Source organism: Synechococcus sp. RC10A2 (assembly GCF_047502605.1).
Genome location: NZ_JANSHP010000074.1, coordinates 41,304 through 52,552, shown reverse-complemented (window position 1 = coordinate 52,552; position 11,249 = coordinate 41,304). Strand labels below are relative to the sequence as shown.

The window sequence follows — 11,249 nt, the reverse complement described above, 5'->3', positions numbered from 1 at the left end:
TTGCAGGCCTTTTTTTTTTAATTTTATGGTGTGTTTTGTCACTTTTCTGTGTAAATCGGGGGCGTTTTGGGGCCAGCAGGGCCGCTGGGGCAGGGGCAGCACTTTGCTATGGCTGCCGCTCTGCTTTACCCAGACCGTCTCTTCCCCGTCACCATCGGCGATGGGGGCCTGGGGGAGCCCTACGTGATGAGCTCCATGATCCACTTTCACACCGCCTTCCCGCAGCGCACCAACTTCCTGCCGGTGCTGGTCTGGAACGGCTACAGCCAAGAGCACCACAGCATGATCTCTACCTTCACCAACGCTCAGATGGCCGAGTACTGGCGGGGCAACGGCTTTGAGGAAGTGGTGCTGGTGGATGCCAAAGACTTCGACGATGCCCAACAGCCTGGCCCCTACGTGGATAGCACCCAATTTTCCCTGGAAGCCCGCTTGGCCTTTGTCCAAAGAGTGCTGGTAGAGATGGAACGGGCCATCCAGTGCGCTCTAGGCGGCCACCTGACGGTTTTCATCCTCAAGCAACTGAAGGGGGCAGGCGTGCACGCCAAGGGATCCAAATCCCACAACCTCTACGCCCACCACACCTTGGATCACCCCGACATCGTGGCCGCTCTGGAGGCACGGGCCCTGCACCCAGCCGCTTGGGCTCTGGTGCGCCAAAATTGTGAACGGGCTGCTGGCGGGCCGGCAGCCAAGGTGGTGGTAACCGAATTCGTCCGCCCTCTGCCGCCCTTGGGATCCCTCAACTTAACCGAGTTCTCCCTCGGCGATAAGCAGGTTTCCACCACTGCCATCGGCGCCCTGGTGCTACAGGTGGGGCAGAAAGACCCCGACTTTCTGGTGGCCAACGCTGACGGCAATGAGGCCTCTGGCCTTGCCAATGTCAACCAGGGCCTGAAAGTGATCCACCCCACGGCGGATCCCCTCTACAACCAACAGCCCCAAGGGCAGGTCTACGAACCCCTTAGCGAAGATGCTTGTGCCGGCCTGACGGCAGGCCTGGCGCTCTTTGGCGGGCGCTCCCTGTGGTGTTCTTACGAATCCTTTGCCGTCAACGGCCTGCCCATCTGGCAGACGGTGACCCAGGCGATGGCCGAGCTGCGCCGCCCCACCCCTTCCGCCATTGCTCTCTACACCGCCGGAGCCCTGGAACAAGGCCGCAACGGCTGGACCCACCAACGCCCGGAAATTGAAGCCTACCTGGCGGCCATGATGCGCAACGGCAACATCTTCCCCCTCTTTCCCCCCGACGCCAACTGCGCCCAAGCCGCCTACGAGTGGGCCTTGTCTACCTACAACAAAGGGATCCCGATCTTTGCCAGCAAAACCCCCCTGCCCATCCGCACCACCCTGGAACAGGCTCGCCAAGCAGTAGAGCAGGGCTGCACCGTGCTGCAGGAAGTGCCCGGATCCCGCACAGTGGTCTTTGCCGTGGTGGGGGATATGATCCTCCTGCCGGTGTTTGCCGCGGCTGAGCAGCTCCAAGCCCAGGGGATCGGCAGCAAAATTGTTTCCGTGGTCAACCCCCGCCGTCTCTATCGCCCCGGCGATATAGCCTGGTCTACCTGTGCCCAACCCGATGGGGAGTTCATGTCTGACCAGGAGTTTGCTGCCTGGTTTGCTGGCGAGGCCCTTATTGGCGTAACCGGCGGATCCAGCCTGATGTTGGAGCCCCTGTTGTTGCGCTACACCGGCCCGCGCGACCTTTTTGCCTGGAAACGTGGCGAAACCACCGCCACCCCTACTGAGCTCATGGACTACAACGGCCTGACAGCCCAGGCGCTGGCAGAGAGGGCAAAGCAATTGCTAGGCTAAGGGCGAGCTTTTAGCTTGGTTAGCATTGTCCACCTTATTTTTTCCTATGACTGCGGCTAGCTCTCTCCGAGAGAAGCTTGAGAGGATATCTCCCACCGAGAGTGTAGAGCGAGTTATTGTCCAACACTTTGCTGTTCCCCTCCTGCATGCGCTTGGCTTTCACGACTTGGAAATTAGATATGAATTCGAGACAGGTTGTGGCCAGGTCGACCTCGCCGCAAGAAAGAACGAAGATCCTGAAGATACTTTCTTTAACTCCCAAAGGAACCCCTACTTGCTTTTGGAGGCAAAATCCAGAGTAGTCAACCTCAAAGAAGGATCTTGCTATAGGGATGCAGTTTGTCAGATAGAAAGTTACTTGCTTGCCAAGAACTGCAAATCTGCAAAATGGGGAATTATCACCAATGCAAATAACATCCAGCTTTGGAGAAAGCACGGAAAAGTCGTTCACCCCGCTACAGCAAACCTTGATATCAGCTCAGATAACATTGAGAGCATAGTGCGTAACTTGCGAGACAAGATAGAAAACTATGAGCGCGCTCTGAGTGTATGCGTGTATAACAATAAAGGGGGCGTAGGCAAAACAACGACGGTCATTAACCTTGCGGCAACACTAGCAGCCAAGAGAAAAAAGGTCTTAGTTGTTGACTTTGATTCCCAAGGAGATCTGACAAGAAGCTTGGGAGTTACTCCTGGAAAAATTACACTGACGCAGTGCTTAAAGGATCCCAAAATAGATGTTCATTCCGTTGTCCAAACATACAGACTCAAGACAGTTAGACAAGGCAAACAGAGTATAGTTTCCATCTTTGACATCATCCCAAGAGACCCTGAACTGGAAACGTTAACTGATAGCCAGGCGGTAGCATATATCCAGAAGGGAACTCGGCGCCTTCGCGATCTCATTGCCCCTCTTCGCAATGAGTATGATTACATCCTAATCGACTGCCCAACTCAATGGCTTTACTTTAGCCAGAGTGGTGTTTTTGCTGCCGATGTTATTTTGATACCTACCCGCCCCGACGATCTGTCTTCCCTGAATAATGCTGCTAGAGTAATCACCCAGTTTATTCCAGAAACTGCTAGGTCACGACAGGATGGTGGCCCCAGGACTTTGCCTATCTTTTTCAATGGCGTCCCCTCAGGAAACGAAAACACTATTAAACGAGCAAATGATGAGATAGAAAAAATTGTCAGCCAAGAGAGAAGCATGAACCTACTTCCATATTTCTGGCCGCATTTTAAGAGAGGTAATGAAAACAAAAGCATTTTTGGGATACCTGACTATGTAGTGATATCCTCTGCAAGCTTTGATCGAAAGCCTGCCGTCTTTAATCACAAGAAAGTTTTAGAATACTACCAGAGTCTTGCCCGTGAGTACTTTATCGATGAGTGAGTTTTCAGATCTAGGTAGGTTGGTTAACTTACCCCTTGAGAGCATTACGCCCGCCGACGGGTTTTCTGCTCCCTCCTTCCTTGTTGCCGCAGCCGCAGATCAGCTAAGGGCGACAGGAGGACACAACTGGGTTCCTCTGCTGGTGGTCGAGTCTGGCGACTATCAGTACAGGGTTGTTGGTAACCATTTTGTCTATGCAGTTGCTCGAGAGGCAGGGCTGGAGAGGCTCTGGTGTATTGTTGTCGATCCCGACCCAGAGCAGGTTAAGCAGGCCCAAATCCTCACCAGAGAAATTGTCCCAAAGGTGAATCTGACAGAGGCCCCGAGAGAAACTATCTTGGCCGCGTTGAGATACCTGGCCGAGCAGCCCGGCACCCCCCTTAAGGGAGTTGATATAACCATTGCAGCCGCGCGAATTGCGGAGGCAGATAGGAGCTGGTGGCAGGACTTAACCCCCATAACCAAGCTGGGGTGCAAAATTACACGAGGCAAAAAGTTGGAGGCCCTGAAAGAAGTATTTTTTCTAGCTCCTACAGCGCCACCTCCTAGCCAGAAGAAGTCGTCTAAAAAATCCACAGCATCTGCCAGGGCCAAGAAAACAAGCGCAACTCGCTCTCGGAAAAAGAAAGAGGGCTAGAAGGGCGGCAGAGCAAGACCAGCTTTACTCTTCTCTTAGTACCGCTGTTCTCCTACCCAAAGGCCCACCAGCGCTGCTCGGCCCCAGGGATCCACCTTCACCTCTGCTCGCAGTGTTTCTGGGTTGCGGCGGATCTCTAGTTCCAGAACATCTCCCAGCGCTTCCGGAATGAAAAACTCTTCGATCCCAAACCTAAGCTGCCGCCCATCAAACCACCCTTGCAGGACAACCTCCCCAGGCCGCAGCTCCCTGGGCCGGTCGCGACTGATGGCAATGGCCTGCCAGGGTTGAGCAGGATCCCCGGCAGGAGGAGCCAAGCACAGGTAGAGGATCCCTGGCTTAGCGAGCTCAGGGGACCAGCCGGGCAGTTTCTCTAGGGTGGAAAGCTGGGCAACGGTGTAGCTCAAAGCTACGTAGCGGCCCCGCAAGGGGTCATAGGGATCCAGAGGAGCAATCTGCAAGTAGATCGGGGAGCCAGTGGCAAGGGTAAGCGCCTTCCGAGCTGGCACCAGCCCAACCAGGCCCACCTGCAGCACCAGGGCCAGCCAAAACAGGGATCCCTTAAGAAAAGGAGGCGACATTGCCAGCCGACGAGAGCAACTTCCTGCACAAAGATGCTATCCTAGTTAAGCATCTTCCCGGCTCAGTAGCTCAGCGGTAGAGCAGGGGACTCATAAGCCCTGGGTCGCGTGTTCAAATCACGCCTGAGCCATCCTTCCTAAGGCTCTGGTTACAGCTTGTGGAGGACAGTTAAGCTGGAGCTCCGGCTTTTGCTCTCAGGTTGCAAGAGGCGGCACTTCCAAGGGCGAGCAAAGCCCCTTGAGCTATTCCGATCCCGGATAAAAGCCGAGATCCATTACCTGCTCAAGCGTGTAGGGACACTCGGCGGGCAGATCCTCTTCCGAGAGCGGCGTTTCTTTCACCACCAACAGGATCCCGTCTTGGTAAGCCTCTGGCAGAGCTGCCAAAAGCTCAGGCTTTAGGCTAGGACTCTCTTTGAGCAATTGCTGGATTTGGCGACGTTGTTCGCTAATAGTTGCCCGCCAACTTTTGCCGCGAAGCTGGAGCTGGAACTGCCCCTTGAGGAGGTGTCCCGGCAGGATCCCCAAGCGATTGACCAATTCGCGGCGCTCTTGCCTGCCCAAAGCCTCGATTTCCTCTGCCAGATGGCCCGCTCGCTCCGAGAGGCAGGGTTTCGCTTTGAGCAGTTGGAACAATTCTACATGCCTAGCCAGCCAAAGTGGGTCGGCTACACCTACTGGGGTATAGCCTCCCCTGAGCCGGAGGGGGGATCCCAGGCGGGTTAGCCGCTTCTAAAGCCCGACCTTGCCTTTCTCAGGGCTAGTCACAGAACTGCAGCCGGGATTGCGGCTGTCGCATGGCCGGATCCAGCTCGCAGATCAGCTCGAAGTTGATCACCCGCCAGCGCTGCGGCGAGCCACCGGCTCCTTCAGGAAGCTGGGAGCTGAAGCTAACCGGCAGGCCGTAGAGGCGGGGTGGGCCGGGGCGCCGCTGGGATCCCTGCTCCAGGTAGGGGGTGAGCAAAGAGCGGTAGCGCTCGGCCACGATCACCTGCGTGGCCCGCATCCCCTGCATGCGCAGGCGATCCAGCTCTTCGTGAATCTCGAAGCGGATCCCATCGGCATGGGTGTGCTGGCGGTACCAGCGGCCTTCCCAGAGGCGCCAACGCCGCCCTGATTGCAGGTGAACCAGCTCCTCTTGCTCGGGATCTGCCTCAAAGGCGCCGTGGCGATGGCAGAGGTAGGTATCGGTCAGGGTAAGGGCCGCAATCGTCTGCCGACAGTGGGGGCATTGAATGCTGGGGCCAAAGATGGGATAGGAGAAAGCAACGGTCATAGGAAACCCCACAGAATGCGGCTGGGTGTCTGGGCAAATCCGCGGCTGTCCACATTAATTATAGGTGTGGCCTTTTGCAGATCTGGCTCACGCGGATCCCTCTGGCCAAATCCGACAAAGTATTCTAAGATCATAGCCAGGGAAAAGCCTGCCCAAAGCCCCCCGCGACGGCAGGTAGATTCCCAAGGATCTCCGCAATGATAACGGGGAGTGGGTAGCGCCCACTTCTTTGCTTTTTTAGGGGGAAGATGCCCCCGCTGCCGGCTCCAGCTTCGCTGGGCTGGGATCTGGCCGTTACACCGAGTTGGCGATGAGTTGGCTATGGTTCACCCTCTGATCCCGCAGTTGGAGAGTCTGGCCCGTCCCTTGGCCGCTCGACTGGGGTACGAGTTGGTACAGATGGTTTTTCACACCAACCAGTATCCGCCGGTGCTGCGGGTGGATATCCGTCCGCTGGATCCGGAGCAGGAAACCAGCCACGCCGATTGCGAAGCTATGAGCCAGGCCTTGGAAGTGGAGCTGGATCGAGTGGATCTGATCCCCGGCCATTATGTGCTGGAGGTCTCCAGCCCCGGCATCAGCAACCTCCTCATCAGCGACCGCGACTTTGTGGTTTTCAAAGGGTTTGCGGTGGAGGTGACGGTGGATCCCCCCTACAAGGGCAAAGCTGTCTGGTCAGGGCATCTGCTGGGTCGGGATGAGGAGAAAGTTGCCCTATCCCTCAAGGGACGGCGCGTGCAGTTGCCCCGCGCCTCGGTGCAGCGGGTTGTCCTCTCAGAGGCGGAAACCGAGTAGAGGAATGGGGATAGAGAGGACGTTCGAGCGCGAAGTGTGTTGCCCTGTCTTCGCGTCGGAGCTGCCTGCTGTGCGGCGATGCATTTCCCGTCAGGATTGCGGAGCAACAGTGATAGCAGTTTCATCCCAGCTTAAGTTGCATTAGGAGGACAACAGCTTATGTCGATGGTGCCTCTGCCCGGTTTGGCAGAAATGGTGGAGATGATCTCGCGGGAGCGCAACTTGCCCCGCCATGCGGTCACCAACGCCTTGCGGGAGGCGCTGCTCAAGGGCTACGAACGCTACCGCAAAACCATTCAGCGAGATGTCGTCTTTGAAGAAGACCACTTCCGCAACTTCGATGTGGAGCTGGATGTGGAGGCAGGGGGCTTTCGCATTTTGGCCACCAAAACCATTGTCGAGGAGGTACGGGATCCAGATCACGAGATCTCCCTGTACGACGTGCAGCAGGACTACCCGGAAGCCGAAGTTGGCTGGGAAGTAACCAATGACGTCACTCCCCAACAGGCGGAGTTTGGCCGCATGGCGGCCATCCAAACCAAGCAGGTGCTGGCCCAGAAGTTGCGTGACCAGCAGCGCCGCCTGATTCAAGAAGAGTTCCGCGACCTGGAAAATACCGTGTTGCAGGCACGGGTGCTGCGCACGGAGCGGCAGACGGTGATCATGGCGGTATCCAGCGGTTTTGGGCAGCCGGAGGTGGAAGCCGAACTGCCCAAGAAGGAGCAGTTGGCCAGCGATCGCTACACCCCCAACGCGGTGATGAAGGTCTACCTCAAAAAGGTATACGAGGGATCCCGGCGGGGGCCGCAGCTTTTGGTTTCTCGAGCCGACGCCGGCTTGGTGGTGAACCTGTTCGCCAACGAGGTGCCGGAGATCGAAGAGGACATTGTGCGCATCGTGGCGGTGGCGCGGGAGGCCAACCCGCCTTCCCGCAACGTGGGGCCGCGCACCAAGATTGCCGTCGATACCGTGGAGCGGGACGTGGATCCGGTGGGGGCCTGTATTGGGGCAAGGGGATCCCGGATTCAGGCGGTGGTGGCAGAGCTGCGCAACGAGAAGATCGACGTCATCCGCTGGTCGCCGGATCCGGCCACCTACATCGCCAACGCCCTCAGCCCGGCCAAGGTGGTGGAGGTGCGGTTGGTGGATCCGGAGATCCAACAGGCCCATGTGCTGGTGACCAGCGACCAGCTCAGCCTGGCCATCGGCAAAGAGGGGCAAAATGTGCGCCTGGCCGCTCGCCTCACTGGCTGGAAAATTGACATCAAGGAAGTGGAGAGCTACCGGGCAGCGCTGGAGGAGGCGCAAGCGCAGGGGCTGCCGTATCCCTTCATCACGCCGGCGGCTTTGGAGCGCTTCCGGCGGCGGGAAGAGCGAGCCGCTTTGGGGCTGGACGAGGAGTACCCAGAGAAGCTTCGCCTAGAGGAGGAGCTGGAAGAGGACGATAGGCTGGAGGAAGACTGGGTCGAGGAAGACGAGGACTTCGACTACGACGCCGAGTTCGACATCGCCCAGCCCAAGGCCTAGAGCCGAGGGGCCTCGGCAGTCGGTAAACTGAGGTAAAGACCCTTTCCGCCTGCCCTTGAACTCCTCCCAGCCGATCATCCTTGGTATATCGGGCGCCTCCGGGATGCTCTACGCCGTGCGCGCCCTACACGTTCTGCTCAGCCTGGATTACCGCGTCGAGGTGGTGGCCTCCAAAGCGGCCTATCAGGTGTGGCAAGGGGAGCAAGGGGTGCCGTTGCCGGCAGATCCCCAGCGGCAGGCCCAGTTTTGGCGGCAGCAGGCCGAAAGCGAGGGCGGATCCTTGGTCTGCCACCGCTGGCAAGATGTGGGGGCAACCATTGCCAGCGGCTCCTACCGCACGCAGGGGATGTTGGTGATCCCATGCAGCATGGGCACGGTAGCCAAGTTGGCCGCTGGGCTGAGCTCTGACCTGCTGGAGCGGGCGGCTGACGTGCAGCTCAAAGAAGGCCGCCGCCTGGTCATCGTGCCGCGGGAAACCCCCTTCAGCCTCATTCACCTGCGCAACCTGACCATCCTGGCAGAGGCAGGGGCGCGCATCGTCCCGGCCATTCCGGCCTGGTACCACCAGCCGCGTACCCTCTTGGACTTGGTGGACTTTGTGGTGGTGAAGGCCCTGGATCAGTTTGGCATCGACAGCGACCTCATCCAGCGCTGGCAGGGGATGCGTCAGCGTCAGATCCTCAAGCTGCCCCCCGAGGACTAAAGGGATCCCTTGGCCCTCATCCCTAGCCGCTTTCCCAACCGGAGAGGGAGGTTCCCACCTAGCGCGATCATTCATTCATACATAAGGTTTCACCGCTAGCAGGGAGGGCACTGCTGAACCTGGGCAGGGGAACTGGCTGGACTAGCCAGCCGCGGGATTCTTGCGAAGGTGGGTGGACAAGTTAGGGCAAGTCTCCAGGCTAGCTGCCCACTCACTAATGAGGGTGTTGACCCAGTGGGGCAGCTCGTCGTGAGCGCAGTGGCCCACCCCTGGCAGCTTCACCAACGTAAGAGCCGGCTGCCAGCGCTTAAACTGATCCGCCAAAAAGCTGGGCACCGCCGGATCTTCCTGGCCCCAGAGGAGGAGAATGGGCATCTTGAGCGTGGGCAACAGGCGCTTGGGACTGTCGAAGCGGCGGCAGAGAATGGCCCTCAGGCTATCCAAAAACACGTGGGCTGCCCCCGGCTCAAAGGCCGGCCTCTGGAAGATCTGCACCAGCTCCTCGTCCACCTGCTCGTCCCGCTTGTAGACATTTTTGATCCAGGCCCGCAGCACCTCGGTTTGTCGCAGCCAGTTAAACAAATGAGGATAGGTGAGCGGGCAGCCCAAAACAGCCAGGATCCCTTCGCAAAGGGCCTGCACCAACACATCCCAAGGAGGGGACAATTCTTCGGGGTGAGGCCCATCGGCACAACTGATCAAGCACAAACCCTTCACCATCTGGGGATAGCGGGCAGCCACAATCACCCCCACCAGGCCCCCAATGGAATGGCCTACCAGGAGGCTGGGCTGCTGGATGTGGGTTCGCCAAAACTCGTACACCTGCTCGACCCACAGATCGACGCTGTAGGCGATCTCCGGCTTGGCACTCTCGCCAAATCCCAGCAGGTCGAGAGCATAGACGGAGCGCTGGGATCCCAGAGGAACAATGTTGTGGCGCCAATGGCCCACCGAGGCCCCAAAGCCATGGATCAAGATGGCCGGAGCCGCCGTCAAGTTCACCTGGCCGCTGGCGGTTTGGGCGCGACTGGGGGTGTAGGTGAAATGAATAGGCCAGCCGCGCCAGAGCCAGGTTTGGGAATGACCATAGCGAGGAAGCCCTGAGACGGGATCCCTGCTGCCGACCGAAGAGGGGGGCGTCGCAAGGGAGGGGAAACCTGCCCCGCCGACAGCAGCAGAGGGAGAAGAAGAAGGAGGGTTATGTTCAGGCAAGGGAGGATTGACACTCCCACCGCCTAAAGGCGGGGGATTCTTACGCAGTCCACAAAAGAACCCATAACGGCGTTGTCAAAGCGCCTCTAGACAGTTCCTTAAGGCAAAGCCCCAAGGTTCTGCTTACTTCTCGCTCCAGAGGATTTGTTGCTGCTCGGGTTTTTCACCGTAGTTAGCGTTTTCCCCTGGTCTGGCTAGGATTATAGCAGTTAGCAACTAAAGTCGCTAGCGGGCTTTTCCGCCCCGCACTAAAGTGCGGGGCTACCAAGCTATCCTTTTGTATGTGACAACAGCAGGCCCACCTCCATCAGGATAGACCGATCTTAGCGGTTGCTGGAGGGCGTCTAGAGTGGACTGGAGGGGCGTTTCTCTCAGATAACCCTCTTGAGCAGCTTTTTCTGGACATTCCCCACCCCTTTTTCCAAACAAAACCGCTTGCGTCAACAGGATGGAGAAAACCCTCCTGCCAGATGTGGCTCTGCCTACCGATCCCATGATGGATGAAACAGCTTGGATAGACCCCATTACAGCGGCCAGCTTCCGCCAGATTGACCAAGAGATCGGCCCCCACCCCTGGCAAGGGATCCCCTATGAGATCGTGCGCCGCGCCATCCACGCCACCGCTGACTTCGAGCTGCGGGATCGCTTTGTGTTCAGCCCCACGGCAGTTGAGGCGGGACTGGCGGCCCTGCGGCAACGACGGCCGCTGGTGGTGGATGTGCGGATGGTGGCCGCCGGGATCCAAGCTGGCCTCGCGGCGCAGGGGATCCCGCTCCATTGCGCTTTGGACTGGGCAGAAGAGCCTCTTGAAGCCGGGCAAACGCGCACGGCCCAGGGGATGGTCAAGGTAGCCCGGCGCTACCCGGAAGCGATCTTTGTCGTCGGCAACGCGCCCACGGCGCTGCTGGCGCTGGTGGAAGAGATGCGGGCCCAGCGGATCCGGCCCAGCCTGGTGATCGGGGTGCCAGTGGGCTTTGTGGCAGTGGAAGAGGCCAAACGGGCGCTAGCGCAAACGGATGTCCCCCAGATTCGGGTGGAGGGCCGCAAAGGCGGATCCCCGGTGGCCGCTGCCATCGTCAATGCCCTACTGCTGGCCGCCCGCCGGGATCCCATCCCCAACTGACTAGAATTGGAACGACATCTTCAGACCTTTCCCATGACCCCCGAACAAGAGGAGTGGCTGATCCGCAACCTTCAGCTTCAACAAGAACAGCTTCAAGAGATCCGAGCCGAACAGCAGAGAGCTGCCGAGCGGTTTGAGGCCCAGATGACGGAGATGCGGCAGGCCTTTGCAGCCCAAATTGCCG

12 protein-coding genes and 1 tRNA gene are annotated in these 11,249 nt (G+C 58.5%); 9 read left to right on the top strand and 4 right to left on the bottom strand.

The features are described from left to right. The first annotated feature begins 108 nt into the window (after nucleotides 1-108). The 3 genes from NW848_RS10750 to NW848_RS10740 are packed head-to-tail and all read left to right on the top strand — an operon-like array spanning nucleotide 109 to nucleotide 3,848. A complete protein-coding gene (locus NW848_RS10750) occupies nucleotides 109-1,815 on the top strand; it encodes a phosphoketolase (RefSeq protein ID WP_414511101.1) in 1,707 nt (568 codons plus the stop codon). 46 nt (nucleotides 1,816-1,861) lie between these two features. After that, nucleotides 1,862-3,211 (top strand): AAA family ATPase, encoded by a 1,350-nt coding sequence (locus NW848_RS10745; RefSeq protein ID WP_414508710.1) that lies wholly within the window; start codon nucleotides 1,862-1,864, stop codon nucleotides 3,209-3,211. Next, nucleotides 3,204-3,848: a Rho termination factor gene (locus NW848_RS10740; protein WP_414508711.1), complete on the top strand. Its 645-nt coding sequence runs from the start codon at nucleotides 3,204-3,206 to the stop codon at nucleotides 3,846-3,848. The genes NW848_RS10745 and NW848_RS10740 overlap by 8 nt, the downstream gene beginning before the upstream one ends. Before the next feature lie 35 nt (nucleotides 3,849-3,883). Here the strand turns inward: NW848_RS10740 and NW848_RS10735 are convergent, their stop codons facing one another. Further along, a complete protein-coding gene (locus NW848_RS10735) occupies nucleotides 3,884-4,429 on the bottom strand; it encodes a GDYXXLXY domain-containing protein (RefSeq protein ID WP_414508712.1) in 546 nt (181 codons plus the stop codon). Nucleotides 4,430-4,488: 59 nt separating this feature from the next. Here NW848_RS10735 and NW848_RS10730 point away from each other — a divergent pair. After that, nucleotides 4,489-4,560: transfer RNA gene (locus NW848_RS10730), tRNA-Met, on the top strand. A 112-nt stretch (nucleotides 4,561-4,672) separates the two neighbouring features. Here NW848_RS10730 and NW848_RS10725 read toward each other — a convergent pair. Further along, nucleotides 4,673-5,065: a DUF29 domain-containing protein gene (locus NW848_RS10725; protein WP_049749706.1), complete on the bottom strand. Its 393-nt coding sequence runs from the start codon at nucleotides 5,063-5,065 to the stop codon at nucleotides 4,673-4,675. On the opposite strand from NW848_RS10725, the gene NW848_RS10720 reads away from it, so the two are divergent. After that, nucleotides 5,015-5,155 (top strand): hypothetical protein, encoded by a 141-nt coding sequence (locus tag NW848_RS10720; protein WP_011429360.1) that lies wholly within the window; start codon nucleotides 5,015-5,017, stop codon nucleotides 5,153-5,155. The genes NW848_RS10725 and NW848_RS10720 overlap by 51 nt on opposite strands. Before the next feature lie 34 nt (nucleotides 5,156-5,189). Here NW848_RS10720 and NW848_RS10715 read toward each other — a convergent pair whose 3' ends face one another. Continuing rightward, a complete protein-coding gene (locus tag NW848_RS10715; RefSeq protein WP_011429361.1) occupies nucleotides 5,190-5,705 on the bottom strand; it encodes a TIGR02652 family protein in 516 nt (171 codons plus the stop codon). Between the two features lie 321 nt (nucleotides 5,706-6,026). Between NW848_RS10715 and rimP the strand changes: the two genes are divergently transcribed. The 3 genes from rimP (at nucleotide 6,027) to NW848_RS10700 (ending at nucleotide 8,730) form a co-directional block, all read left to right on the top strand. After that, a complete protein-coding gene (gene rimP / locus NW848_RS10710; RefSeq protein WP_099812470.1) occupies nucleotides 6,027-6,500 on the top strand; it encodes a ribosome maturation factor RimP in 474 nt (157 codons plus the stop codon). A gap of 159 nt (nucleotides 6,501-6,659) precedes the next feature. After that, nucleotides 6,660-8,027: a transcription termination factor NusA gene (nusA, locus tag NW848_RS10705; RefSeq protein ID WP_011429364.1), complete on the top strand. Its 1,368-nt coding sequence runs from the start codon at nucleotides 6,660-6,662 to the stop codon at nucleotides 8,025-8,027. A 55-nt stretch (nucleotides 8,028-8,082) separates the two neighbouring features. Next, nucleotides 8,083-8,730 (top strand): flavin prenyltransferase UbiX, encoded by a 648-nt coding sequence (locus tag NW848_RS10700; RefSeq protein ID WP_011429365.1) that lies wholly within the window; start codon nucleotides 8,083-8,085, stop codon nucleotides 8,728-8,730. Nucleotides 8,731-8,871: 141 nt separating this feature from the next. Here NW848_RS10700 and NW848_RS10695 read toward each other — a convergent pair whose 3' ends face one another. Beyond that, nucleotides 8,872-9,942 carry an alpha/beta fold hydrolase gene (locus NW848_RS10695; RefSeq protein ID WP_099884263.1) on the bottom strand — a complete coding sequence of 357 codons (1,071 nt, stop codon included), beginning with the start codon at nucleotides 9,940-9,942 and terminating at the stop codon, nucleotides 8,872-8,874. Between the two features lie 493 nt (nucleotides 9,943-10,435). Here NW848_RS10695 and NW848_RS10690 point away from each other — a divergent pair, with 493 nt between their 5' ends. Then, entirely contained in the window at nucleotides 10,436-11,065 is a 630-nt protein-coding gene (locus tag NW848_RS10690; protein WP_011429368.1) for a cobalt-precorrin-8X methylmutase, read from the top strand. The last annotated feature ends 184 nt before the right edge of the window (nucleotides 11,066-11,249 follow it).